This window comes from Polyangium fumosum, assembly GCF_005144585.1.
Taxonomy (GTDB): domain Bacteria; phylum Myxococcota_A; class Polyangia; order Polyangiales; family Polyangiaceae; genus Polyangium; species Polyangium fumosum.
Genome location: NZ_SSMQ01000112.1, coordinates 1 through 24,854 on the forward strand (window position 1 = coordinate 1; position 24,854 = coordinate 24,854).

The following is a 24,854-nucleotide window of genomic DNA, read 5'->3' on the forward strand; positions in this document are numbered from 1 at the left end:
ACGTGGGTGCGAGAGACGGGGGCATGTGTCCGAAGAGACGACGTCGAGCCTCCGGAGGTACGAGGCCGTGCCTTGGAGGGACGGGGACGTGTCTCTGGGGCGTGCCGTCGAGCCTCCGGGGGTACGAGGCCGTGCCTTGGAGGAACGGGGACGTGTCTCTGGGGCGTGCCGTCGAGCCTCCGGAGGTACGAGGCCGTGCCTTGGAGGAACGGGGGCGATGGAAGGAGCGGCGGGCTCGTGGCGTCGAGAGATGGGCACGATGCCAAAGACCATGGGCTCATCGCCCGAAGACCTACGGCCCCATCACTTGGTGGAACGGAGCCGTGCTGTTTGGAACGTGAGGCCACCACGTCACGCCACGACGTCATGCGACGAGACGTTGGCCGCCGACCTGTCAACGCTGCGGCCTTTGGTAGGCAAGATCATCCCTGGCCTTGACCGACGGCGGCGTTCCCCCACCAAGACAGCCGCGCTACGGCTCCTGCTGGCACCCCGGCATCTTCGTCGGCCTGTTTGAAAAACTGCGCACCGCGCAGTTTTTCAACCCTGGGTCCAGCGCCTCGCTGGTCCGGGGTCGAGGGGGCGGACAGCCCCCCGCGGGGACCGGGGCAGCGCCCCGGCGCGACGGAGCCTCCTCCGTCACCATCCGTCCGTGGACCCGATTCGCGTGATTCCTACGCCTCGCAGCGCCACCGGGCCTGCGGCCTGCGCGTCTGCTGCGAGGTGCGCCTCCGCCACCAGGCGCGCCGGGAACCTCGTGGACATTGGCAAGACCTCCACGAGTGCCTCCGGGAGATAGACGGGCATTTCGTGCTCCTCTCCGGGGATCTGCACGATGCCTCGCAGATGTTTTCCTCCGAAGACGGCTTGCCGTTGATAACGACGGTGTTCGAGGAGGAGCCGCTCCGTTCGTAGGGCGACCTCTGCCGGCGTCACGATGCGCTTCTTTGCTTGTGCGTATGCGGACTCGATCGCCGCTCCTAGCTCCCGCGCCGCCACCGGGTCCCGAAGGGGATCTGCGGCGCTCAGGTAGTCGCGCGCGGCGGTGACGGCCTCCTTCACGCGCTCGTCTCCGCCCGCGGTCGGCGCCACGACCGCCACGAGCGCTTGCAGCGATTCGATTTCGTCGAACCAAAGGCACACTTCTCCTTCGACGAGGACGAGCGGCGCGACGAACCGGCCGTCTTTGCGAATGGCAGACCGCACCGCTTCTCGGATCGCCTCCTCGCCCTGCGCTGGGCCGTGCGCGAGGACTTCGAAGATCTCGCGCCGCTCCTCCATGTCGGCGGGCTCGAAGCCGAGCTCTGGATCGTCGATGTCTGGATCGAGCGGCTCGTCTGCGAGGGCCTCCAGGATCGTCCGCCATGCCGGCTGCCGGCGGATGCGCGGCAGGCTCCGCGGATCGAACCACAACAGGTCGAAGACCCGCGCGGGCACGGGCGCCTGGGTTCGCGCGGGGAGCGCCTCCTGCACCTCGGGCAACGTATCGACCTCGGCTGCGGCATTCGAGGCGGAGAGCGCGCTCGGCGGCGCGAGGGGCATGCCGGAGAGGAGGGGCGGCGGCGCAATGGGCGGGGGCGGCGCAACGGGCGAGGGCGGCGGCGCAACGGGCGAGGGCGGCGGCGTCGCGACTTCGGGTTGCCGCGCGGGCAGGAATCCCGCGCGGAAGGGGAGCGCGGGGCGCGGCGGCGGCGCTTCCTGCACCTCGGGCGGGAGGGCCAGCGTCGAGGTGGGCAGCGGCCGACGTTTGCCCGAGGAGGGCGGCGGGGCGGCCGCGCGCCGCGGCGGATCGAACCAGGCGAGCGGCTCGCCCGCCACTTCCACGCCGGCCACGACGCGCAGCGCTTCGAGGGCCTGTTCGTGCGGGAGGTTCATCCAGCGCCGGAACACCACCGTGCACCGCTGCTCGTCGCCGTCGATGCGCAGCGTGTCCAGGCAGAGGTCCATGGGCTGGCCGTCCGGGACCCCGAAAGCGGCGAGGCCATGGATCCGCGCGACCCCGCGCAGGCAGGGCAATCGCGTCACGAGCCGGGGCAGGGAAGGGTGGAGGCCTTCGAGCACGATGTGCTCGTCGCCCCGGAGAAGATCGGTCTGCTGGTCGAGGGGCGCGGCCTGGAAATAGGCGCCGTCGAAGCCGGGCGGGATCTCGACGATCCGGCCTTCGAGCGCGCTCCGCGGCGTCGCCCCGAGCAAACGCTTGCGCACGGGCCAAGCGCGCGCGATGGGCCCGAAGCCCGCGGGGCGCCGCGGGTCGCCCGGGGTCAAGATCGTCGGTTCGCCCTCGTCATTCCCCGCGCCCATCCCGAGAGGGTTGTCCGGGACGTCCGGTCCGCCATACGCGCGTTCATAAACGATAGGAATCCGCTGGGCGCCCCGCGAATCCTTGAGGAGGAGCGTCTTGTCGAGCAGCATGCGCTCGCCCGCGTGGACCTGGAGCCGCGCGACCGGCGCATGGCCGTGCCCCGTGAAGAGCACGTCGGCGCGCGCCAGGTAGGGGACGAGATCACTCGTGAAACGCACGCTCCGCGCGGGGTTGTCGCCGTGGTGGACTTCGTCCCGCAGGAGGGGCTGCGGCGGGACGCGCGGCATGGGCGCGTCGGGCGCGAAGGCGAACGTCGCCTTGGTGATGACGGTGGCGTGCAAGACGCCGCCCGTACGAAATGCAACGATCCCCGCCTCGGCGCCCGGGAGGGGCGAAATGGCGGCCACCCCATCAACAAGCATGAACGAGCGTATCACGAAGACACGCGCGCCGCCCCCGGCCGCAAAAATGCCGCGCGCGACATGTGAATTGTGTCCCGGGTAGGGGAGTTCCGCGCGGAACGTTTTGGTTTATTCGCTCGCGACGGCCGGCGGCCGCGGGCCCGCCTTGCGGAGCGGGATCTCGCGGGTGAAGATCGCGAGGACGAGCGCGATGAGCCCGAGCGGGAACGCCCCGTCGAAGACACGCGTGACGGCCCGCGCGAACGAGACGCGCACGGCGCGGTCTCCCGCGCGGCCGAGCTCGAGGGCCCGCGCTTCTTCGCGCGCGAGGGCCTCGGCGTCGGCGGAGGGCTCGCGGCGGAGGGCGTCGTACGTCGTATGGACCTCGTCCGCGAAGCGATCCTGCGCAGACCGGGGGACCTCGCCGGCGCCCTCCTCGACCACGCCGCCTTTGCGCAATCGATCCACGTCGAAGACGGCGTCGAACGGGGGGCGCACCGCGGCTGGGACCTCCGCGCGCACGGGGCCGAGTGTGTCGACGAGCCCGTGCGCGAGCGTGGTCGCGAGGACGATGCCAAAAATCGCGCTGCCCACGACCTGCCCGAGCTGCTGGAAAAACTGCCGCCCCGCGGTGGCCGTGCCGACGTGGTTGAAGGGGACGGCGTTCTGGATCGACAACGTGAGCATGGGCATCACCGGGCCCATGCCGCAGCCGAAGACGAAGACGCAGAGGCCGATGCTCCGGAGCGTGCTGTCCGCGCTGAGCGTGCGCAGGAGGAAGAGGCCGACGCACGTGAGGACGAGGCCACTCACGATCACGATTTTGTAACGGCCGGTGCGGTGGACGAAACGCGCGCTCAAGACGGAGGTCGAGACGACGGCGGCCGTGAGCGGCAGCATGGCCATGCCCGCGGCCCGCGCGGTCGCGCCGAGCGAATTGACGGCGAGCACGGAGATGAACAAGAGGGCCGCGAAGAACGCGGCGCCGATGCACATCGAGGTCAGCGTCACGAGCACGAAGACGCGATTGCGGAAGAGCGCGAACGGGATGATCGCGTGGGGGTTCTTTCGCTCGACGAGGATGAACAGGACAAGGCCCACGAGCGAGAGGCCGAGCATCCCGAGCACCCCGGGCGCGAGCCAAGCCGCGAGCGGTCGATCCCCGCGGAGCGTCAAAAGGAGCGGGACGGTGGCGACGATCAGGAAAAGCGCGCCGAGCCAGTCGACCTTGCTTTCGAGGCCGCTGTGCAGGCGTGGCATCTTGGCGAGGATGAACGTGACGGCCAGGGCGCCGAGCGGCAGGTTGATGAAAAAGACCCAGCGCCAGCCGACGCCGTCGGTGAGCGCGCCGCCGAGGACGGGGCCGATGATGCTCGCGAGCGCGAAGACGGCGCCGAAGATACCCTGGTACCGCGGCCGATCCGCGGGGGCGAAGATGTCGGCCGGGACCGCGAACGCCGTCGAGGTGATCGCCGCGGCCCCGAGGCCCTGGACGCCCCGGGAGACGACGAGCGCGAGCATGGAGGGCGAGAGGCCACAAAGGACCGAGCCCAAAAGGAAGATGCCGATGCCCGTGAGAAGGACCGTCTTCCGGCCCAGGCTGTCCGAGAGCTTGCCGTAAATGGGCACCATGGTGGTGCTGGCGAGCAGGTAGGCCGTCGAGGTCCAGGCATAATACTCCATGCCCTGGAGCTCGCCGACGATACGCGGCAAGGCCGTGGCGACGATGGTCTGATCGAGCGCCGCGAGGAAAAGCGCCATCATCACGCCCGCGAGCACGAGGGCTTTCGTGCGAGGCGCGAGGGTGCTCGCGTAATCGATGCGCTCGCCGGCAGGCATGGGGGGCGTGGTGGTAGCAGAAAGGGCCATGGCGTCACGCAGCGCGGGTGACCGAGGTCATGCCGCCGAGGTCGCCGCGGAACACGAGCGCTTCGAGCGCGCGGGCCGCGACCTTGTCTTGTTTGAGCTTCTGGATCTCGGCGGAGGCGCGGCGGGCGCGGGCCCGGAGCGGTTCGTCCGCGAGGAGCGCCACGAGCTCGTCGCGGATCGTCTCGGGCGTCGCCTTGTCGAGGGGCAAATGGCGGCCGAGCCCCGCGCGCTCGACGAGCGACGCATTGAGGATCTGATCGCCGAAGAGCGGAACGACGAGCATGGGCAATCCATGCAGCAATGCCCGCCCCACCGTGCCCCAGCCGCCGTGCGTGACGAGCGCGCGCGCCTCCGGGAACACCACGTCGTGCGGGACGTAGCGCTCGATGCGAATGTGTTTGCCGAGGCCCTCGGGGACGTCGGCCGCGCTCGCCGCCGTGCCGAGGACGGGGACGTGGAGCGGCGCGACGGCTTCGAGCACGCGCCGGAACAGGCCATTGTCCTGGCCCGTGGTCGTGGTGCTGACGACGACCGTGCCGGGCTCGACGCGCGGAGCTTGTTCGCGAGATCCCGAGACGACATTGAAGGTCGTGGGGCCGACGAAGCTCTGGTGGTCGCGGAGCGCGACGTCCCCGGCGAGGCCGCGGTGCGCCATGATGATGTGCAGGTGCGGCGAGGCCATGGCGGAGACGAGGTCCGAAGCGCCGCGGGCATACGGAGGAAGGCCGAGCTTTTCGCGGTCGGCGCGGAGGGAGACGAGGCGGTTCAAGAGGGCGTGCGGCACCGCGGGGAGCTTGCCGAGGGGGCGCAGCTTCGGCGACGCCTGGAACACCAAGGGCAATTCGTCCCGCGTGAGGACCGTGCCCATGTTGCCGGCGCTCGCCCAGGGGATCCCCGCGCGCTCGGCGGCGAAGGCCGCGCCGTAATCGAAGAAGTCGTACACGACGCAATCGACGCGCTCGCGGCGCAAGACGGGCGCGAGCTCCTGCGCGAGCAGGACGTTCCTCGCCTGGAAAAAACCTCGCATGAACGGGAAATGCAAGAGCCGCGGCATCCACGCGGGCAGGCCGAGGTGCGGCGTGTGCGCGGAGAAATCCTGCACATCGACGATTTGCTCGTAGGGGACGAGCTCGGCGCCGGCGGCCTTCACCTCGGCCGCTCGGTCGGCCTTCGTTTTGAAGAGCACCCGATGGCCCCGCGAGGTGAGCTGCTCGGCCAGGTCGAGGACACGCAGCAAATGGCCCGACGCCGTCGAGCTGGTCAGCAAAAACGTCCCGGTCCTCGGTGCATCGTCGCGCATCGCCCTGCTCCTCTCCCCGCGGCGTAACCGCAACTGGCAGTTGCGATGATGTAGCAGGCACCATCACCATCGCAACTGGGAGTTGCGATTCGGGTCGACAAGCCCGGGAAGTTGGCTTCACTGGGCGCTTGTGATGCGATCGGCGCGCGTGGACAGGTCATGAAGGAGAAGCTGAGCTCTTCCGAGCGGCGGGCGCTGGTGCGGGGGGAGCCGGTCGTGCGAGGGGTCCTCACGGCGACGCTGGAGGAGCTGGCCGAGGTCGGCTACGAGGCGCTGCGGATCGAGGACGTGGCCACACGCGCCGGGGTGAACAAGACGACGGTGTATCGGCGCTGGCCGACGAAGCAGGACCTCGTCCGCGCGGCGTTCCGATCGATCACGGTCGATCGCGCCGTCACGCCGGACACGGGCTCGCTGCGCGGCGATCTGATCGTGATCGCGCGGCACATCGCCACGCAGGCGAGCTCGCCCGAGCTCTTGGGCCTGCGGCGGCTGCTCTTCGCCGAGGATCGGGACGCCGATCTCGTGGCGATCGCCCAGTCGATCCACGAATCGATGGAGGCGTTGCCGCGCCCGGTGATCGAAGCGGCCGAGGCGCGGGGCGAGCTCGCCCCCGGCATCGACGCGACCCTGATATTCCGCTCGCTCGCGGCGACCATTCACCACCGGCTGGGGCTCGAGCGCCGGCCGATCGACGAGGGGTTTCTCGCAGGGCTCGTCGAGCTCTTGCTCGTCGGCGCCCTCGCCCCGGACAAACGGGCGTAGACGCGCGGCTCAGGCGCGCGGCGGGAGGGCGATCCGGCGCTGGTTCTCCGCGAGCCACGCGGCGAAGGAGCGGAGGTTCGGGTTCAGCACGCGTGTCCGCGCGACGTCCCGGAGGCCGCAATAATCGGCCTCGAAATCACGCTTGAACTGGAACATGTTCGCGAGGTCGTCCACGCCGGGGATGTCGAGGCGGCGGTAGACGTCCAGATCGACGGCGTTGTAGCGGACCTCCTCGCCGGCGATGGCCGAGAACGCGGCCGCGAGCTCGCTCCCGGTGAGGTGGTCGCTCGCGACGCCGAGGCGTTGCCCGATGAAATCGGCGCCGCGCTCGAAGATGCGGTACGCCGCGCGCCCGATGTCCTCCGTCGCGATGCCCGGCAGCCTGGCCGGGCCCAAGGGCAGGGTGAGCGCGAGGCGGCCGTCCTCGCCGCGCTGCGGGCCCATGCCGAGGTGAATGAAGTTTTCCCAGTAAAACGCGGTGTGAAAGAACGTCGTCGGGACGCCGAGTTCGAGGAAGGTCGTGTCGGCCTCGCCCTTCGCGTCCATGTGCGGGACCTTGTATTTTCCGCGCAGCGTCGGGATGCGGCCGTCCGCGAGCGGCACCCACCTGCGCGTGTCCTCGATCGTCGACCAGATCACGTGCTCGACGCGCGCGTGCAGCGCCGCCCGGGCCATCGCGCGTGCTTGTTCGGTCTCTTTTTCCGGGGAAGCGTGGTCCCAAAAAAACGTGACGCAGTACGCGCCGTGCGCGCCCTCGAACGCGCGGCGCAGGCTCGCCTCGTCGTCGAGGTCGGCGGCCACGACCTCGGCGCCGAGGCCGCGGAGCTCCTTCGCGGCGGGCGAATCGACGTTCCGCGTGAGGGCGCGGGCGCGAAAGGCGCCACTCGGATGGGCGGTGATGGCGCGGACCAGACCTCCGCCCTGCGCGCCCGTGGCGCCGACGACGGCAATGACGCGTTTCGTTGAGCTCAAGACTCCCTCCTCTTTCCTCGGCGCGCACTCTGGCACGCTTCGTCCTGCCCTGGAAGTCTTCGGCATGGTACGCTCTTCGTATGGGGCTTTACGTTGGCCATTTCGATTTCACCGCGCAACTGTTGTGGACGGTCCCCGCGCTGTTTTCCCCGGAGGAATGCGCGTCGATCCTCGACGGCGCGCAGGGCGGGGCCTGGCTGCCGGCGACGGTCAACGCCGAGGAGGGGCGCGTCGTCGATCCCCGCATTCGTTCGAGCACCACGGCGGTCCTGCGTGATCCCGCGCTCGCGGACGAACTCTTTCGCCGGGTGAAACCCCACGTGCCCGAGCGCATGACCACCGAGCTCGGCTCGCGCGGCCGCGTCGCCATGCACGTCGCGGGGATTTTTCTTCCGCTCCGGATCTACCGCTACGAGGTCGGCCAGCATTTCGGCCTGCACCAGGATCAATCCTACGCGGGGGAGGGCGGGACGCGCAGCCTGCTCACGCTGATGGTGTATCTGAACGAGGGGTTTGCCGGCGGCGCGACCGAATTTCCCGAGCAAGAGCGCATCATCGTCCCGAAGACCGGCGACGCGCTGCTCTTCCAGCACATGCTCCTCCACGCGGGAAATCCCGTCACCGACGGCACGAAATTCGTCCTCCGCTCCGACGTGCTCTATCGACCGGTCCCTTGATCAAAAGGCACGAAGGGCCGCAAATCCCGACAAATTGACGAGCAATTTCACGACCGGCAGGGACGCTCCGCCGCCCGTGTTCTTCCCGCGAGCCCGACAGGGCCCGCGCTCGGAAGCGAACACCGAAACACGTAAGGAGCTGCCATGCCCGGACACCACGTCCTGTTCGTCCTGTCTTTCCTCCCCGCGCTCGCCGCGCTGCTCGCCCCCTCCACGACGCGCGCCGAGGAGCCGACGAGGCCGTTCGGATCGCGCGGCCAGGTCGCGCTCGACGACATCGTGTCGCTCAGCGCCGGCGGCAGCCCCCTCGGCTACCCGCTGGTGTTGCCTCTCGGCGGCGGGAGCGGGAGCTTCGGGCTCGGGTACAGCGGCATCGCCGGGTATACGCGCTCGACCACGAGCCGCACCCCGGGGCAGCCGGGCGGCTACGAGAGCACGACCGACGTGGTGTGGCTCGCGCCTTCGCTCGACGTCTTCGTGGGGAGCCATTTCTCGATCGGCGGCACCGTCGCCGCCTCCTACGCGCGCGGGGCGCAGGAGGTGGTCACGTTCGACCGGGGGACGCAGCGCTCGGAGGGGAGCGGATTCGGCTTCGCGATCGCGCCGCGCGTCGGATACGTGGTCCCGCTCGGCGCGTCGTTCGCGCTCTGGCCGCGCCTCACGCTCGCCTACGGCGGCGGCGACACCGAATACAAGGGGGAGACGTCCGATGCCGCCTTCCTATCGTCCAATCGCAGCATCCGCGGCATCGCCGAGCTCGGCCTCGTCGCGCGGATCCACCGCTACGTCTACCTCCGCGCCGCGCCCAGCCTCGTCGTCGCCGCCTCTCGCTCCGGCGGGACCGGAGCCGGCGCGGTGGTTTCGAACGACGACCAGAGCTTCACCGTCCGGCTCGGCGCGACCGCCGGCCTCGGGATCCTGCTCGGAAATTGATGGATTCCTCGGGCTCCCAGCAATGATCGGTCGGGTGCGGACGGATTGCCGCACCGGGTCGACGCCGTAGCGCGTCGCACCAGGACAAGAAAGAAATTGCTGCATCGCAGCACGATGGACTGTGCTTCGGACGTCGATCGCCGTACGATCGTAGGCTGTGAAGCATCAGGCGCCGCCGCCCCGCCAGGGCCTCTACGACCCGCGCAACGAGCACGACGCGTGCGGGCTCGGGTTCATCGCCCACATCAAGGACAAGAAGAGCCACGCGATCGTCGCGCAAGGCCTCGAGATCCTGAAGAACCTGACCCACCGCGGCGCCACCGGCGCAGACCCTCTGCAAGGCGACGGCGCGGGGATCCTGCTGCAGATCCCACACGCCTTCTTCGTGCGCGAGTGCGCGCTCGCCGGCATCACGTTGCCCGAGCCCGGCGAGTACGGCGTGGGCATGATGTTCCTGCCGCAGGATCCCGGCGCGCGCGCGGCCTGCGAGCACGAGGTGGTGCGCGCCATCGTCGCCGAAGGGCAGGAGGTCCTCGGCTGGCGCGACGTGCCGGTGAACAACCACGGCCTCGGCGAAGGCGTCAAAGCGAGCGAGCCCGTCATCCGGCAGGTCTTCGTCGGGCGTGGCCTCTCCACGCCGGACGTCGAGGCCTTCGAGCGCAAGCTCTACATCATCCGCAAGCGCGCCGGCCACGCGATCCGCGCGCTCGGGATCTCACGCGCGGGGCAGTTCTACGTGCCTTCGTTTTCAGCGCGGACGATCGTGTACAAGGGCATGCTGCTCGCGCACCAGGTCGGCGAGTTCTACGTGGACCTGAAGGACAAGGCGGTCGAGTCCGCGCTCGCGATGGTGCACCAGCGCTTCTCGACGAACACGTTCCCCTCGTGGGATCTCGCGCATCCGTTCCGGCTCATCGCGCACAACGGCGAGATCAACACGCTGCGCGGCAACGTGAACTGGATCCGCGCGCGGCAGCAGAACATCGCCTCGAAGCTGCTCGGCGACGGCTTGCAGAAGATCTGGCCGCTCATCTACGACGGCCAATCGGACTCGGCCTCGTTCGACAACGCGCTCGAGCTGCTCTACTTCGGCGGCTACTCGCTGGCGCACGCGATGATGCTGATGATCCCGGAGGCGTGGGCCACGAACCCGCTGATGGACGAGCGCCGGCGCGCGTTCTACGAGTACCACGCGGCGCTGATGGAGCCGTGGGACGGGCCCGCGGCGATCGCGTTCACGGACGGGCGGCAGATCGGCGCCACGCTCGATCGGAACGGCCTGCGGCCCGCGCGGTACCTGCTCACGGACGACGACTACGTGATCCTCGCCTCCGAGGCGGGCGTGCTCGACATCCCGGAGCGCAAGATCGTCAAAAAATGGCGCCTGCAGCCGGGGAAGATGTTGCTCATCGACCTCGCCGAGGGGCGCATCATCGACGATCAGGAGCTCAAGACGAAGCTCGCGAAGCACAGGCCCTACCAGAAGTGGCTCGATCGCACGCAGCTCCGCCTGGAGAACATCCCGATGCCGGACTACGTGCCCGTGCCCGACAGCGACAAGCTGCTCGATCGGCAGCAGGCGTTCGGCTACACGCAGGAGGATCTCCGGCTCGTGATGGCGCCGATGGCGGCGACCGGCGAGGAGGCCATCGGCTCGATGGGCGACGACACGCCGCTCGCCGTGCTCTCCGATCGGCCGAAGCCGCTTTTCGGTTATTTCCGGCAGCTCTTCGCGCAGGTGACGAACCCGCCGATCGATCCGATCCGCGAAGAGACCGTGATGTCGCTCGTCTCGTTCATCGGGCCGCGGCCGAACATCCTCGCCCTCGACGAGAGCGGGCCGAACATGCGGCTCGAAGTGCACCTGCCCATTCTCACGTTCGAGGACATGGAGAAGCTGCACCGCGCCGAGGAGCTCACGAAGGGGCATTTCCGGTCGGTGGTGCTGTCGATCTGTTATCCGGCCGCGTGGGGCGCCGACGGGATGGAAGCGGCCCTCGGAAAGCTCTGCGCGGACGCCGAGGACGTGGTGCGGGGTGGCGGCGTGAACATCCTGATCTTGTCAGATCGGGACGTCGGCCCGGATCACATCGCGATCCCGACGCTGCTCGCGGTGAGCGACGTGCACCAGCACCTCGTGCGCGCGGGCCTGCGGACGCGGACGGGGCTCGTGGTCGAGACGGGATCGGCGCGCGAGGTGCACCATTTCGCGCTGCTCGCGGGCTACGGCGCCGAGGCGATCCACCCGAACCTCGCGTTCGCCACGCTGGCGACGCTCGGTGATCTCTTGCCGGCGGGGATGTCCCACCAGGATGCCTGCGCGAAGTACATCAAGGCGATCGCGAAGGGGCTGCTCAAGGTCATGTCCAAGATGGGCATCTCGACCTACCAGTCCTATTGCGGCGCGCAGATCTTCGAGGCGGTCGGGCTCGCCTCGGCCTTCGTGGACCGTTATTTCACGGGGACGGCGACGGCCATCGAGGGCGTCGGTTTGCAGGAGATCGCCGAGGAGACCGTGCGGCTGCACCGGCTCGCGTTCGGCGACGCGCCGCCCTACGGGAACACGCTCGACGCCGGCGGCGACTACGCCTACCGCGTCCGCGGCGAGGCCCACATGTGGACGCCCGACGCGATCGCCAAGCTCCAGCACGCGACGCGCACGAAAAATCCCGCGACGTACGAGGAATACGCGCGGCTCGTGAACGACCAGAGCGAGCGGCTGATGACGCTCCGCGGACTCTTCGAGATCAAAGAAGCGGATCCGCCGATCCCGCTCGCCGAGGTGGAGCCTGCGGCCGAGATCGTGAAGCGCTTCTCCACGGGCGCGATGTCGCTCGGGTCGATCTCGCAGGCGGCGCACACGACGCTGGCGATCGCGATGAACCGCATCGGCGGCAAGTCGAACACGGGCGAGGGCGGCGAGGATCCCGCGCGCTACGTGCCCTTGCCGAACGGCGACTCGATGCGCTCGGCGATCAAGCAGGTGGCGGCGGGTCGCTTCGGCGTGACCACGGAGTACCTCGTCAACGCCGACGACATCCAGATCAAGATGGCCCAGGGCGCCAAACCCGGCGAAGGCGGGCAGCTCCCGGGGCACAAGGTGTCGAAGTACATCGCGCAGATCCGGCACTCTGTGCCGGGGGTGGGGCTGATCTCGCCGCCGCCGCACCACGACATCTACTCGATCGAGGATCTCGCCCAGCTCATTCACGACCTCAAGAACGTGAATCCGCGGGCGCGCATCAGCGTGAAGCTCGTGTCGGAGATCGGCGTCGGCACGGTGGCCGCGGGCGTGGCCAAGGCGCACGCGGATCACGTGACGATCTCGGGGCACGACGGCGGCACGGGCGCCTCGCCGCTCTCGTCGGTCAAGCACGCGGGCGGGCCGTGGGAGCTCGGGCTCGCCGAGACGCAACAGACGCTCGTCCTGAACCGGCTGCGCGGGCGCATCGCCGTGCAGGCCGACGGGCAGATGAAGACGGGCCGGGACGTGGTGATCGCGGCCCTGCTCGGCGCGGATGAGATGGGCTTCGCGACGGCGCCGCTCGTGGTGGAGGGCTGCATCATGATGCGCAAATGCCACCTGAATACGTGCCCCGTCGGCATCGCCACGCAGGATCCGGAGCTCGTGAAGCGCTTCGCGGGGCAACCCGAGCACGTGGTCAATTACTTCTTTTTCGTGGCCGAGGAGGTGCGCGGGTACATGGCCCGGATGGGCTTCCGCACCTTCGCCGAGATGGTCGGCCGATCGGACAAACTCGACACGCGGCGCGGGATCGCGCACTGGAAGGCGAAGGGGCTCGATTTTTCACGCGTGTTTTATCGGCCCGAGGCGCCTGTCGGCGTCTCGATCCGCTGGACGGAGCGGCAGGATCACAGCCTCGAGCACGTGCTGGATCACCGGCTCATCGACGAGGCGCAGCCGGCGCTCGTCAACCAGGTGCCCGTCGCGTTCGACGTGCCGATCCGCAACATTCACCGCGCGGCCGGGGCGATGCTCTCCGGCGAGGTCGCGCGGCGGTACGGGCACGCGGGGCTCGCGGACGACACGATCCGGATCCGCGCCCGCGGGACGGCCGGCGGCAGCTTCGGCGCGTTCCTCGCGAAGGGGATCACGCTGGAGCTCGAAGGGCAGGCAAACGATTACGTCGGCAAAGGCCTGTCGGGCGGCCGGATCATCGCGTATCCGCCGCGCGATTGCCCCATCGTGCCCGAGGAGAACATCATCGTCGGCAATACCGTGCTCTACGGCGCGATCTGCGGCGAGGTGTATTTCCGCGGCGTCGCGGGCGAGCGGTTCGCCGTGCGAAACTCCGGCGCGACGGCGGTCGTCGAGGGGATCGGCGATCACGGGTGTGAATACATGACCGGCGGCACCGTGGTCGTGCTCGGCAAGACCGGGCGCAACTTCGGGGCCGGCATGAGCGGCGGCGTGGCGTACGTGCTCGACATGACCGGGGATTTCCGATTGCGGTGCAACCTCTCGATGGTGGCCCTGGAGCCGGTGCAAGGCGCCGAGCACATGCCGCCGGGTGGCGTCCGACACCTCGGGCGCGCGGACACGGAGATCGTCCAGGGCCTGCTCGAAAAACACTTCTTCTACACGGGCAGCGCGCGGGCGCGGGCGATCCTGGACGATTTCGCCGCGTACCGGTCCCATTTCGTGAAGGTGATGCCCCACGAATACCGCCGCGCGCTCGCCGAGCACGCGGCCGAGGAGGCCGCGAAGGCCGCTCCCGCGGTGGTGACGGAGGTCGTGGCCCATGGGTAAGGTGAAAGGCTTCCTGGAAATCCAGCGCAAGGACCCGGAGCTCGTGCCGGTGCCCACGCGTATCCAGCGATATGAAGAGCTCGTCCTGCCGATGGCGCCCGTCGAGGTGAGCCGGCAGGGCGCGCGTTGCATGGATTGCGGCATCCCGTTTTGCCACAACGGGTGTCCCGTGAACAACGTCATCCCCGACTGGAACGACCTCGTCTACCGCGGGAAATGGCGGCACGCGCTCGACGTGCTGCATTCGACGAACAATTTCCCCGAGTTCACGGGGCGCGTGTGTCCCGCGCCGTGCGAGGCGGCCTGCACGCTGAACATCAACGATCAGCCCGTCACCATCAAGACGATCGAGCAATCGATCGTCGATCGGGGCTGGGAAGAGGGCTGGATCGTGCCGCAGCCCGCCGCGCGCAAGTCGGGCAAGCGCGTCGCGGTGGTGGGCTCGGGGCCGGCGGGGCTCGCGTGCGCGCAAGAGCTCGCGCGCGCCGGGCACGAGGTCACGGTGTTCGAGAAGAACGATCGGGTCGGGGGATTGCTCCGGTACGGGATCCCCGATTTCAAGCTGGAGAAGCGGCACGTCGATCGCAGGCTCGATCAGATGCAGGCCGAAGGCGTGGTGTTCCGGACGGGCGTGCACGTGGGCGTGAGCCTGCCGGCGAAGGAGCTCCTCGATGGATTCGACGCGGTCGTGCTCGCGGGCGGCTCGGAGGCGCCGCGGCCGCTCGAGGTGCCGGGGCGCGACTTCGACGGGATCCATTACGCGATGGAGTACCTGACCCAGCAGAACAAGCGCATCGCCGGGGACGAGGTGCACGCGCAGATCGTGGCGACGGACAAACACGTGGTCGTGCTGGGCGGCGGCGACACCGGGTCGGATTGCATCGGCACCGCGGTGCGGCAGGGCGCGCGATCCGTCACGAACTTCGAACTCATGCCCGAACCGCCGGCCCACGAGGACAAGCCGCTCACGTGGCCGTACTGGCCGATGAAGCTGCGCACGTCGAGCTCGCACGCGGAGGGCTGCACCCGCGATTTCGCCATCGCGACGAAGGGGTTTTCCGGCACGAACGGCAAGGTCGGCGTGCTCCACGCCGTGCGGCTCGACTGGAACAAGGACCCGAGCGGCGCGCTCCGGGCCGAGGAGGTCCCGGGCTCGGCGTTCGACGTCCCGGCGGATCTGGTGCTGCTCGCGCTCGGATACGTGCACCCGGTACGCAAAGGGATGCTGGAGGAGCTCGGCGTGGCCCTCGACGGGCGCGGAAATGTGAAGGCCGATATGCGGAGTTACCGGACCTCGAACCCGAAGGTGTTTGCCGCGGGGGACATGCGTCGTGGTCAATCGCTGGTGGTGTGGGCGATCCGCGAGGGGCGCGACGCGGCGCGGGCGGTGGATGCCCATTTGCGGGGCCATTCGAACGGGTCGTGACGCCGTGATACCCTGCGCCGGATGAAGGCGCGTTACGAGCTGTATTACTGGCCGTCGATCCAGGGGCGCGGGGAGTTCGTCCGGCTCGCGTTCGAGGAGGCGGGCGTCCCGTACGTCGACGTCGCCCGCCTGCCCGTGAAGCAGGGCGGGGGCGTCCGCGCGATGAGGAAGCTCCTCGAAGGCGCAGGGCCCGGGCTCGCGCCGTTCGCGCCGCCGTTCCTCAAGGTCGGCGATGTTTTGCTCGGGCACACGGCGAACATCCTGCTTTACCTCGGCCCGCGGCTCGGGCTCGTCCCCGACGACGAGGAGAGCCGCCTTGCCGCGCATCAGCTCCAGCTCTCGGTCACCGATTTCGTCGCCGAGATCCACGACACGCACCACCCGATCGCGTCGAGCCTCTATTATGAGGACCAACGATCCGCGGCGAAGAAACGCGCGGCCCTCTTCCGAAAGGAGCGGCTGCCCAAGTTCCTGGGCTATTTCGAGCAGGAGCTCGAAAGGAGCGGCGGCGCGCACTTCATGGGCGCTTCGATCTCGTACGTCGACCTCTCGATCTTCCAGGTGATCGAGGGCCTGCGGTACGCGTTTCCGAATGCCATGGGGCACGCCGAGCGGCACGCGCCAAACCTCGCGGCGCTCGCGGGCGCCGTGGCCGCGCGCCCCCGGATCGCCGCGTATCTCGCGTCCCCGCGGCGGCTGCCCTGGAGCGAAGAGGATATTTTTCGTCATTACCCGGAACTCGACGCGAAGCGGTGAGGCGTGCGCGAGCGAGCGCCGAAGACAGCGCTTGTTTTGCCGGGCGATCGGTGGTGGGCTAGAAGACGCTGGGGCGGCGAGGAGCCGAACGGGAAGCCTTGGGGTGAGCAGCGGGGGCAGGACGGGGGATGGCCACGGAGTTCGAGCGGCTCTACCGGAGCATCTTCGAGCACGCGTTCGACGGGATCCTCGTCGCGGACGACGAGGGGCGCCTCCTCGACGTGAACCCGCGCGCCTGTGAGCTTTTGCGCGCCCTTCGCGACGAGCTACCGCGCAGGCCCATTTCATTCCGGGCAGGCACATGGGGATCCTCCGGGACGTCACGGCGCGCAAGCAATCCGAGGAGGCGCTTCGCCGGAGCGAGGAGCGCCTCGCCCGCGCCCAGCGGATCGACCGCATCGGGAGCTGGGAATGGGACATCGACACGAACGAGGTCGCCTGGTCGGACGAATGCGACCGTCTCTTTGGCCTGCCCCCCGGCGCCGGCAAGATGACCTACGAGCAGTTTTTCTCGTTCGTGCACCCGGACGATCACACGGAGGTGGACGAGGCCGTCCGGCGCGCCCTCGGCGGGTCGCTCTCGTTTTCGATCCATCACCGCACCCTCGCGCACGACGGGCGGGAGCAAGGTCTCGAGCACCTGCCGGAAGAGGAGCTCGCTTTTCTGGAGCGCCCTCTCCGCGCGGCGCTGCTCGGTCACGTCCCGCACGGTCGCGCAGAGCCGGATCGGGTGCCCCGCTTCGTCGCGGATCACGTCGCCATCCGCGTGGCGCGCCCGGGACGCCGATCGAGATCAGCGCGCAGGCGCGCGGCGGGGAGGTCGTGGTGGCGGTGCGCAACCAGGGGCCGGGGATCACGGCCGAGGACATGCGGGCCTTGTTCGAGCGGTTTCAGCGGGGGCGCGCGCACGGCGGCGCGATCAAGGGGCTCGGGCTCGGGCTTTACATCGTGCGGGGGCTCGTGGAGGCGCACGGAGGGCGGGTCGTCGCCGAGAGCGTGCCAGGCGAGAGCACGACGTTCTCGTTTTCCCTGCCTGTCGTGATGAGGCCCGAGGGTGCGGAGACGGGCTGAGGGGCGCCGCCAATCCCCCTCAGAGCCGGCTCGCCATTCGCTCGACGAGCGCCTGGACGACCGGCCGATACGCGTAATCCGACGCGGCCGGATTGTCGATCTGGATCGGGCAGATCGAGGTGAGCACGCCCTGGTCGCCCACGCCCTCGAGGACGCGCATCGTGCGGGGGCTCGGGTAGGCCTTGGCCGCGACTTGCAGCGTGCGCGCGCCGCCGTTGTTCGGGTTCGGCGCGCAGAGGGGGTTGTCGTTGTTCGGTTCGCTGCAATCGCACGCGGTCAGTGACAGATCGCTGCAATCGCGCGGCGTGGGCAGGGGGAAGGTGCAGGCGTATTGCAGGTCGTCCTGGTCCCCGATGGTGCGGTCGCCCCCGTTGATGGCGTTGCCAGCCGCGACCCCCGCGCGCTTCTCGATGGACTCGATCACGTACGGGTTCGTCGGCGCCGTGTTCGTCGCAGGATTGCCGAGGAGGGCGTCCCAGGTCCCGCTCTGCGCGAGCTCCGCCGCGTTCTTGTAGCCGGCCGCGGGGTTCGACGGATCCCGCGTGATGTCCTGCCAGGGCACGCCGACGATGCCGGCCACGAAGACGAGCCCCGGATCGCGGACGGTCGTGATTCCGTCGCTGGGATCGAGGTCGGAGAAGAGGGGATTCGGGACGACGTCGCCCGCGCGCGTCGTGACCGTGGGCTGGGTCAGGGCGTTGATGTATCGATCCACCGGGTAGAGGAAATCGATCCCGAAGCGGCGCTTCTGGTCGAAGCAACGCAGGTTGGGGTGGTCGTCCACCTGGTTCAGCAGGGCGAGCTGCCCCGTAGGCTCGAAGCAGGTCGGATCCACCGGGCAATCGCCGGGATCCTGGGCGCACGACTTGCAGCACACGTCGTTCGGGTCGGTCGCGCATTCGCTGCGCGGCCGCGGCATACGCAGCATGGTCCCGCCCGCCATGTGTTGCTGCGCGGCGAGGTAGTACTGGCCCGCCTCCTGGATGGAGCAGTCGTTTTCGTCGGTGAGCGTCAAGATCACGAGCATCGAATCGGGTCGGAGGAACTGGCGGCGCTGCTCGAGCAGCACCGTGTCGACGCCCTGGGGCGTGGCTGCCCCGTCGACGACGCTGATCGTCTGGGAAGGCTCGGGGTCGACGAGGAACCGATACCAGCTCTCGAGCTGCGACTCGTATCCGCAGCCGATCTGCCCGGCGCCGAGAATCAGATCCGAGAGGTTTTTCGACAGATCGTTCGGATCACTCGTCCCCGGCGGCGAATACGCGCCCGTGGGATCCCAGGCGAGGAATCCCTTGTCTTCATAGGTCGGCACAACCGCGCCGCCGCATGGATCGAGGCGCTCGAGCAGGTGGCCCTTGTCATTGTTCGTCACATTGGGGCTCGGGGCGCACGTCGCGTCGGTGTTGACGACGTCCGGGCAAGCGTCGGAGCCGTGGCCGCCGAGGCTCGAGCTGATCACGCCGACGTGGATGTCGGTGACGGGCACGTGCCGGCGCACGAGGCCCGCAGGGCAGGGATCGAGCGGGCTCGACGGCGTCGTTCCGATGACGCCGTTCTCGTCGACGCAGGGCGGGTTCGCCAGCGATTGCACGAGGTCCTGCGTCGCGCGCGCGAGGATCTCCTGCTTGTCGGCCATGGACCGCGAGTTGTCCACGACGAGCAGGATGTCGAGTTTGTCCGCTTTGAGGAGCGGCCCGCTGCCGCCGCTGCCGCCGCTGCCGCCGCTGCCGTCGCTGCCGCCCACGTTGATGACGCCCTGACACGCGACGACCGTCGCGCCGAGGCCGAGGACACACGAAACCCACGCCATCGAGGATCGCTGGCTCATTGCATTCTCCTTTGCACGCGGCGCCGCCGGACACCGGCCGGCACCAGGTTCGTTGCGAGGTGGGTGGCGCGCGGCGCAGGGCGCCATTTCAAAAAAGACGCGCCTCGTGTTTTATCGGAGGAAGCCGCGGATCTTCGTGGCGTGGGGGCTCGTCGGGTGGGCGCGCAGGAACGCGGCGGCGCGCTCCGAGGCGGCGGCGCTCTGGCCGGCCCGGGCGAGGGCCTCGATCGCCAGCGCCTCGCGCTCCTGCGCGAGGGTGCCGCTCGGGAAACGGTCGCCCACGGCTTCGAGCTTCTGGAAGGCGCCGGCCGTGTCGCCGGCCCGGAGCGCCGCGCGTGCATCGCCGAGCGCCGTGCGCTCCTCGCGGAGGCGGCTGGCCCGCTCGGCGCGCGTGGCCTCCGGCTCGACGCTCGCCGAAGGGGCCGGGGGCGCTTTCGGGGACACGCTCGCCGCGGGGAGGGCGCTCGACACGCGGCGCGGCGCAGGGCTCTTCGGAGCCTCGTCCACGGCGACGGGCGCCGGCGTCGGCGTGGACGAGGCCGGCGGGACGTCCGGCTCCGGCGCGCGGGGCGCCTCGATCGCGGCTTCCACCGTCGGAGTCGCCCTCGGCGCGGCCGGCGGCGGCTCCTTCGCCGGGACGATCACGGCGAGGGCGCCCGCGACGATCGTCGTGCCCAGGAGGCCGACGACGATCGCTTTCGTGGCGCCGACCACCCCCGTCGCGCTCGCCGTCGACGCGCTCGCCGTCGCCGCCGGGGCCGGTGCGCCCATGGGCGCGCCCGTGCCACCGACAGAACCGCCGTCGCCGCCTCCACCGTCGCCGCCGCCTCCGCCCGGACCGATCTGGGCGCTCAGCGCGGCCCAGATCGCGTCCTCGGCCCCGGCCGGCGGCTTCATGTCGAGCCCGGCGCGAAGCAACGCGCGCTCGTGGGGCGCGGCGTCCGCGCCTTCCTCCATCCATCGCTTGGGGTCGCTCATCGCTTCCCTCCTGCCTGGCTCGTGAGGGCGCTGGCCGGGATCGTCGGGGGGGTGGTCACGTAAAACCGGTCCCGCGCCTGGGTGCGCGCGGCTCCGCGCCGGAACGCTTCGCGGGCGAGCCGCAGGCGCGAGTACACGGTGCCGAGCGGCAGATCGAGCGTCTGCGCGATGTCCTCGCCCGTCATCCCTTCGAGCTCGAAGAGCGTGAACACCGCGCGTTGATCGAGCGGCAGCTCGTCGAGCAGCGCTTCGAGTTGCGCCAGCCCTTGCCGGCGCTCGGCCTCCGCGGCGACGTCGGCGCGCTCGTCGGGCGCGTCGAGCAAGGGCGCATCGCCGCCGTCGCGCCGGGCGGCGACGCGGGCCGCCTTGCGCCGATCGCCGGCCACACGGAAGCAGATGCCGAAGATCCAGGTGCTCACCTTCGATCGTCCCTCGAACTCCGGCAGCCGCCGATGGACCACGAGAAACACGTCCTGCACGGCGTCGGGCAGGTCACTCTCCCGGATCCCGAGGCGGCGGAGGGAGCGCCAGACGAACGGAAAATGCTCGTCGTAGAGCTGCCGGAAGTTCATGAAGGGAGCGCGTCCGCGGTCATGGCCCTGGCTGGGTGGAGGCAGGGGCCGTTTGCCATCACGGAATCGCAAAGCGGAGCCCGGCGCCGAGAAACCCGCCCACGGGCGCTGGCTGGAAGACGGTGACGGGGGTGGTGGTCGGGGCGGAGGCGCCCGCGCCGGTGGGCACATCCACCGTAAACGCTTGGGAGAGGAGCGGGACGGCCACGCCGAGGCGGACGGACCAGCCGAGGCGGCCGACGATGGGTCCTTCGACGAGCCCGGTGCCGCCGAGGGCGATCCAGGGGCGGGTGCCCTCGCGGTTGACCTCGAAGCCGCGGCCTTCGCCATGGACGGCGCCGACGAACGACTGGGCGCACAGGGAGAGGCGAACGCCGCCCCGCGGGCCCAGGACGGCGCCGCAGCCCCGCGCGGTGGCCACGACGAGCCAGAGGTGGACCTGGCCGGGCGTGACGTCGAGGGTGGTCCCGGGGAGGCCGAGGACGCCGAGGCCGAAGGAGGCGACGCGGAGGCGGAGAGCGACCTCGCCACTGACGGCCGGAGAGGCAGGGGTGAGGAATCCAGCCGTCGTGGCGACGCCGAGATCCAAAGAGACGTCCCAGGGGGCAGGACGCGGCGGAGGAGGCGGCGGCGGAGGACGCGGAGGCGGCGGCGGCGGCGGCGGAGGAGGCGGCGGTGGAGGAGGCGGCGGCGGCGGTGGCGGCGCCGCCGCCGCCGGAGCGCAGTCGAGTCGGAAGGCCAGGGGCAGCGCGAGCGCGTCGGCCAGCTCGGCGCAGGTGGAGCCCGGGTCGGAGAGCTGCCTCGTGAGATCGCCGGCCTCGAGCGTCGCGACGTAGCCGTCGTCCGAGCGGAGCACCCGCACCTCGTAGACCGGGGCCGACGCGTCTTCGCCTGCCGGGTCGAGCGCGGGGCGCTGCATCTGGCGCTCGACGGCCGCGGCGAGGGCGGCCGCGTCGGGGCAATCCGCCGCTTCGGGCGTACGGTCGACCACGAGGCGTGGCAACGAAGCCGCGGAGGCGCGAGAGACAGCCACGAGCGTTGCGAGGAAGGCGAACGCCAGGGGCAGGGAAGGCGAGCAGCGACGCGAGGGGGACGTGGGGGGGCCCAAGGCGGGCGCCATGGTAGACGAAATCCGCGACGGGTCAGCCCGCGCGCAAGAATCCGGGTCGGGGCTGTGCGCGGAGGCAAAGGGCGCCTACCCTGCGCGCCATGACCGCGAGGGCACCGCTGAAGATCGCCATCCTCGACGACTACCTGCGCGTGGCGGAGAAGCTCGCCGACTGGAGCCGCCTGCCGCCCGGCAGCGAGCTCGTCGTGTTCGACCGACCCATCTCCGATCGAGACGCGCTCCTCGCCGCGCTGCGCCCCTTCGACGTCGTCGTCCTCATGCGGGAGCGCACGCCGTTCCCGGCCGCGCTGATCGAAGCGCTCCCGAACCTGCGCCTTCTGGTGACGACGGGCGGTCGCAACGCGGCGATCGACCTCGCGGCCTGCCGCGCGCGTGAGATCCCCGTCTCGGGCACGGGCGGGGTCGGCACGCCGACGGCCGAGCTCACCTGGGGCCTGATCCTGGCGCTCGTGAAGCGCATTCCGGCAGAGGACCGGGCCCTCCGCGCGGGGACCTGGCAGACGGGGCTGACCGAGGGGATCGCCGGCAAGCGCCTCGGCCTCGTGGGGCTCGGAAAACTCGGCACCCAGGTCGCGCGCGTCGGGCTCGCGTTCGGGATGGAGGTCGTGGCCTTCAGCCAGAACCTCGACGACACGCGCGCCGCGGCCGCCGGGGCGAGGCGCGTGGACAAGGCCGAGCTCTTCGCGACCTCGGACGTCGTCAGCTTGCACCTCGTGCTCGGCGAGCGGACGCGCGGGATCGTCGGCGCCGACGAGCTCTCCGCCATGAAACCCTCGGCGTTTTTCGTCAACACCTCGCGCGCGGGCCTCGTGGACATGGACGCGCTGCTCGCCGCGCTGCAAGCCCGCCGCATCGCCGGCGCCGGGCTCGACGTGTTCCCGGAAGAACCCTTGCCGGCGAGCCACCCGCTCTGCGCCTTGCCCCACGTCGTCCTGACGCCGCACCTCGGGTACGTGACGCGGGAAAACTTCGCCGTGTTTTACCAGGACGCCCTGGACGACATCCTCGCCTGGCACAGAGGCGCGCCCGTCCGACTCCTCACCTGACACCGCCCGCCAAACGCGTAGGATAGGCGCATGTCGCAGCCGAGCCGGCTCGTGCGCCCGATCCTGATCGTCATCGTCATCGCGCTCGTCGCGCTCTTGCTCTCGCGCCTCGGCGGCGGCGACGCCGAGCGGCCTGCGCCGTCCCCCGCTTCGAGCACGACCCCCACGCCCGCACCCCGCGCCCGCGCGCCCCGCGCCGTCGCCGCCGAGCGCTCCGGCCCCCTGCGCCTGCCGGGCGGCGAGGTCGCCGTCGACGAGGCGCGCCGCGCCGGGGCCTTCTCCGGCCGTGTGATCGCCGCCCGCACCGGCGCGCCGATCGAAGGCGCCACACTCACCTTCGACCAAGAAGGCGTCGCTCGCGCCGTCACCTCGGGCGCGGACGGCGCCTTCCTCTTCGAACCCCCGGCGCCGGGCGTCTACACGCTCGCCCTGGTCGCCGCCAAGGGGTTTCACCCGTTCGCCCCGGCGTGGGGCGAGAGCCCCCTCACGCTCCTCGCCCGCGCCGGTGAGATCGTCCGCGGCCTGACCATCACCCTGGAGCCCGAACGACGCTACCAAGGCGTGGTCCTCACGCCCACCGGCGAGCCCGCGCCCCAGGCCGAGGTGCGGATCCTCGAAGCCCCCGGCGGTGAGGCGAGCGCCGGCGGGCGGTTCGTCGCCGACGACAAGGGCGTGTTCTCCTTCAGCGCGCCCGACGACGCCCTGCTCGAAGCGACGCACCCGGACCACGCACCTGCCCGCGCCCGCCTCGACCTGCGCGGGCAGGCGAGCGGCCGCGTGACGCTGCGGCTCCGGCCCAAAGGCGAGGCCGTCGTGGCCGCGTCCATCACCGGCGTGGTGGTCGACGCGGCCGGCGCGCCGGTCTCCTTCGCCGGCGTCAGCGCTCGTTTTCGCCGCGAGCTCGCGGCGCACGACGACGACCTCCACCCCGGCGCCGCGGCCACCACGGACGAGCGCGGCGCCTTCACCCTGGAGGGGCTCGACCCGGGCACCTACGAGCTCACGGCCCGCGAAGGCGCGCGTATCGCCCGCGCCGAGGGCGTCGCAGCCGGCGCCGAGGGCGTCACCCTCCGCCTCGCCGCCGCCGGTCGCATCCGCGGCACGGTCCGCAGCGGGAGCCCCGGCGCCCCCGTCGCTTCCTTCTCCGTCGTCGCCGCGCGCCACCGCGGCCCCCTGGAGCGCGAATCCTCCGCCTCGACCTCGTTCTTCGACGCGACCGGCGCCTACGAGATCGGCGACCTCCTCCCCGGCACCTACGCCGTCACCGCGGCCGCCCTCGGCCACGCCCCCTCGACGACCGTGACCGTCCCCGTCCCCGCAGGCGGCGAAGCCACCGCCGACCTCGTCCTCCGCGCCGGGGGCCGCGTCCACGGCGCCGTCGTCGAAGAAGGCACGAACCAGCCCATCGAAGGCGCGCGCATCACCATCGAAGGCCTCCTCGGCGCGGGCGCCGGCCCCGTCCCCGTCGTCGCCGACGTCACCACCGACGCCTCCGGCCGCTTCTCCCTCGTCGGCCTCGCCGAAGGCGCGCGTTCCATCGCAGCCACCGCGCCGGGCCACCACGGCCGCATCCTCTCCGGCCTCGTCGTCGCCGAAGGCGGCGAACTCGGCCCCGTCACCATCTCCCTCGCCAAGCTGAAGGAAGGCGAAGAGCCCCGCATGGAGATGACAGGCATCGGCGCCGTGCTCGCCCCCAAAGGCGACGCGCTCGTGATCGGCCAAGTCCTCCCCGGCGGCGGCGCCGCGAATGCAGGACTCGGCCCGGGCGACGCCATTGTCGCCATCGACGGCGCGCCGGTCCTCGACCTCGGCTTCGAAGGCGCCGTCCAGCGCATCCGCGGCCCCGAGGGCAGCCTCGTCCGCCTCTCCGTACGCCGCGGCGGCACGGGCGACCCCACCGATATCGCCGTGCGGCGTACGCGTGTCCGCAGCTAGAACATCGAGCGGTTTGACAACCGCTCGATGTTCTAGCTCTTTTGTCCCGAGGGGGACGCCTCGCGTCCCCCTCTCGCCCGGGCAAAGCCCGGTCGATTCACCCCCCGAGGCGAGCTCGCTTCG

Annotated in this window: 17 protein-coding genes and 2 pseudogenes; 11 read left to right on the top strand and 8 right to left on the bottom strand. The window is 70.5% G+C overall.

Annotation, left to right across the window (positions count from 1 at the left end; translation table 11 throughout):
• Positions 1-639: 639 nt before the first annotated feature.
• The 3 genes from E8A74_RS55790 to E8A74_RS48660 all read right to left on the bottom strand — a co-directional run bounded on the left by E8A74_RS55790 (position 640) and on the right by E8A74_RS48660 (position 5,872).
• Positions 640-2,724 carry a DUF2169 family type VI secretion system accessory protein gene (locus tag E8A74_RS55790; protein ID WP_136936029.1) on the bottom strand — a complete coding sequence of 695 codons (2,085 nt, stop codon included), beginning with the start codon at positions 2,722-2,724 and terminating at the stop codon, positions 640-642.
• A gap of 108 nt (positions 2,725-2,832) precedes the next feature.
• A complete protein-coding gene (locus E8A74_RS48655) occupies positions 2,833-4,572 on the bottom strand; it encodes an MDR family MFS transporter (RefSeq protein WP_136936030.1) in 1,740 nt (579 codons plus the stop codon).
• Between the two features lie 4 nt (positions 4,573-4,576).
• Positions 4,577-5,872: a glycosyltransferase gene (locus E8A74_RS48660; RefSeq protein WP_136936031.1), complete on the bottom strand. Its 1,296-nt coding sequence runs from the start codon at positions 5,870-5,872 to the stop codon at positions 4,577-4,579.
• Positions 5,873-6,031: 159 nt separating this feature from the next.
• Here E8A74_RS48660 and E8A74_RS48665 point away from each other — a divergent pair, with 159 nt between their 5' ends.
• The gene (locus tag E8A74_RS48665; protein WP_136936032.1) at positions 6,032-6,637 is read left to right on the top strand and encodes a TetR/AcrR family transcriptional regulator; all 606 of its coding nucleotides are present in this window, start codon (positions 6,032-6,034) and stop codon (positions 6,635-6,637) included.
• 9 nt (positions 6,638-6,646) lie between these two features.
• On the opposite strand, the gene E8A74_RS48670 is transcribed toward E8A74_RS48665, so the two are convergent.
• Complete coding sequence (locus E8A74_RS48670; RefSeq protein ID WP_211365632.1) at positions 6,647-7,609, bottom strand: NmrA/HSCARG family protein; 963 nt, start codon at positions 7,607-7,609, stop codon at positions 6,647-6,649.
• Positions 7,610-7,689: 80 nt separating this feature from the next.
• On the opposite strand from E8A74_RS48670, the gene E8A74_RS48675 reads away from it, so the two are divergent.
• The 8 genes and pseudogenes from E8A74_RS48675 (at position 7,690) to E8A74_RS56235 (ending at position 17,243) form a co-directional block, all read left to right on the top strand.
• Entirely contained in the window at positions 7,690-8,286 is a 597-nt protein-coding gene (locus E8A74_RS48675; RefSeq protein ID WP_136936034.1) for a 2OG-Fe(II) oxygenase, read from the top strand.
• Positions 8,287-8,430: 144 nt separating this feature from the next.
• Positions 8,431-9,219, top strand: coding sequence for a hypothetical protein (locus tag E8A74_RS48680; protein WP_136936035.1), 789 nt, complete (start codon positions 8,431-8,433; stop codon positions 9,217-9,219).
• A 157-nt stretch (positions 9,220-9,376) separates the two neighbouring features.
• A complete protein-coding gene (gltB, locus tag E8A74_RS48685; RefSeq protein ID WP_136936036.1) occupies positions 9,377-13,990 on the top strand; it encodes a glutamate synthase large subunit in 4,614 nt (1,537 codons plus the stop codon).
• The gene (locus E8A74_RS48690; protein ID WP_136936037.1) at positions 13,983-15,416 is read left to right on the top strand and encodes a glutamate synthase subunit beta; all 1,434 of its coding nucleotides are present in this window, start codon (positions 13,983-13,985) and stop codon (positions 15,414-15,416) included. Before gltB ends, E8A74_RS48690 begins: the two co-directional genes overlap by 8 nt.
• Before the next feature lie 21 nt (positions 15,417-15,437).
• Positions 15,438-16,172, top strand: coding sequence for a glutathione S-transferase (locus E8A74_RS48695; RefSeq protein ID WP_136936038.1), 735 nt, complete (start codon positions 15,438-15,440; stop codon positions 16,170-16,172).
• A 128-nt stretch (positions 16,173-16,300) separates the two neighbouring features.
• Positions 16,301-16,396, top strand: a pseudogene (locus tag E8A74_RS56225) (hypothetical protein); the annotation flags it as partial.
• A gap of 77 nt (positions 16,397-16,473) precedes the next feature.
• A pseudogene (locus tag E8A74_RS56230) lies at positions 16,474-16,734 on the top strand (hybrid sensor histidine kinase/response regulator); the annotation flags it as partial.
• Positions 16,623-17,243 (top strand): sensor histidine kinase, encoded by a 621-nt coding sequence (locus E8A74_RS56235; RefSeq protein ID WP_420814239.1) that lies wholly within the window; start codon positions 16,623-16,625, stop codon positions 17,241-17,243. The pseudogene E8A74_RS56230 and the gene E8A74_RS56235, both read left to right, overlap by 112 nt.
• 19 nt (positions 17,244-17,262) lie before the next feature.
• On the opposite strand, the gene E8A74_RS48710 is transcribed toward E8A74_RS56235, so the two are convergent.
• The 4 genes from E8A74_RS48710 to E8A74_RS54425 form a co-directional block, all read right to left on the bottom strand.
• Positions 17,263-19,071 carry a hypothetical protein gene (locus E8A74_RS48710; RefSeq protein ID WP_136936041.1) on the bottom strand — a complete coding sequence of 603 codons (1,809 nt, stop codon included), beginning with the start codon at positions 19,069-19,071 and terminating at the stop codon, positions 17,263-17,265.
• Between the two features lie 111 nt (positions 19,072-19,182).
• Complete coding sequence (gene bamD / locus E8A74_RS48715; RefSeq protein ID WP_136936042.1) at positions 19,183-20,049, bottom strand: outer membrane protein assembly factor BamD; 867 nt, start codon at positions 20,047-20,049, stop codon at positions 19,183-19,185.
• Positions 20,046-20,621 (bottom strand): RNA polymerase sigma factor, encoded by a 576-nt coding sequence (locus E8A74_RS48720; RefSeq protein ID WP_136936043.1) that lies wholly within the window; start codon positions 20,619-20,621, stop codon positions 20,046-20,048. Before E8A74_RS48720 ends, bamD begins: the two co-directional genes overlap by 4 nt.
• Positions 20,622-20,679: 58 nt before the next feature.
• Entirely contained in the window at positions 20,680-21,654 is a 975-nt protein-coding gene (locus E8A74_RS54425; RefSeq protein ID WP_211365633.1) for a hypothetical protein, read from the bottom strand.
• 176 nt (positions 21,655-21,830) lie between these two features.
• Between E8A74_RS54425 and E8A74_RS48730 the strand changes: the two genes are divergently transcribed.
• A complete protein-coding gene (locus E8A74_RS48730; RefSeq protein WP_232380085.1) occupies positions 21,831-22,796 on the top strand; it encodes a D-2-hydroxyacid dehydrogenase family protein in 966 nt (321 codons plus the stop codon).
• Positions 22,797-22,826: 30 nt separating this feature from the next.
• Positions 22,827-24,731 (top strand): carboxypeptidase regulatory-like domain-containing protein, encoded by a 1,905-nt coding sequence (locus tag E8A74_RS48735; protein WP_136936044.1) that lies wholly within the window; start codon positions 22,827-22,829, stop codon positions 24,729-24,731.
• Positions 24,732-24,854 lie beyond the last annotated feature (123 nt).

What these genes read in the sequence shown, in the direction of transcription:
- E8A74_RS55790 (WP_136936029.1), bottom strand. Translation starts at nt 2,724, where the DNA reads ATGCTTGTTGATGGGGTGGCCGCCATTTCGCCCCTCCCGGGCGCCGAG.
- E8A74_RS48655 (WP_136936030.1), bottom strand. Translation starts at nt 4,572, where the DNA reads ATGGCCCTTTCTGCTACCACCACGCCCCCCATGCCTGCCGGCGAGCGC.
- E8A74_RS48660 (WP_136936031.1), bottom strand. Translation starts at nt 5,872, where the DNA reads ATGCGCGACGATGCACCGAGGACCGGGACGTTTTTGCTGACCAGCTCG.
- E8A74_RS48665 (WP_136936032.1), top strand. Translation starts at nt 6,032, where the DNA reads ATGAAGGAGAAGCTGAGCTCTTCCGAGCGGCGGGCGCTGGTGCGGGGG.
- E8A74_RS48675 (WP_136936034.1), top strand. Translation starts at nt 7,690, where the DNA reads ATGGGGCTTTACGTTGGCCATTTCGATTTCACCGCGCAACTGTTGTGG.
- E8A74_RS48680 (WP_136936035.1), top strand. Translation starts at nt 8,431, where the DNA reads ATGCCCGGACACCACGTCCTGTTCGTCCTGTCTTTCCTCCCCGCGCTC.
- E8A74_RS48690 (WP_136936037.1), top strand. Translation starts at nt 13,983, where the DNA reads ATGGGTAAGGTGAAAGGCTTCCTGGAAATCCAGCGCAAGGACCCGGAG.
- E8A74_RS48695 (WP_136936038.1), top strand. Translation starts at nt 15,438, where the DNA reads ATGAAGGCGCGTTACGAGCTGTATTACTGGCCGTCGATCCAGGGGCGC.
- E8A74_RS56235 (WP_420814239.1), top strand. Translation starts at nt 16,623, where the DNA reads ATGCGACCGTCTCTTTGGCCTGCCCCCCGGCGCCGGCAAGATGACCTA.
- E8A74_RS48710 (WP_136936041.1), bottom strand. Translation starts at nt 19,071, where the DNA reads ATGAGCCAGCGATCCTCGATGGCGTGGGTTTCGTGTGTCCTCGGCCTC.
- bamD (WP_136936042.1), bottom strand. Translation starts at nt 20,049, where the DNA reads ATGAGCGACCCCAAGCGATGGATGGAGGAAGGCGCGGACGCCGCGCCC.
- E8A74_RS48720 (WP_136936043.1), bottom strand. Translation starts at nt 20,621, where the DNA reads ATGAACTTCCGGCAGCTCTACGACGAGCATTTTCCGTTCGTCTGGCGC.
- E8A74_RS48730 (WP_232380085.1), top strand. Translation starts at nt 21,831, where the DNA reads ATGACCGCGAGGGCACCGCTGAAGATCGCCATCCTCGACGACTACCTG.
- E8A74_RS48735 (WP_136936044.1), top strand. Translation starts at nt 22,827, where the DNA reads ATGTCGCAGCCGAGCCGGCTCGTGCGCCCGATCCTGATCGTCATCGTC.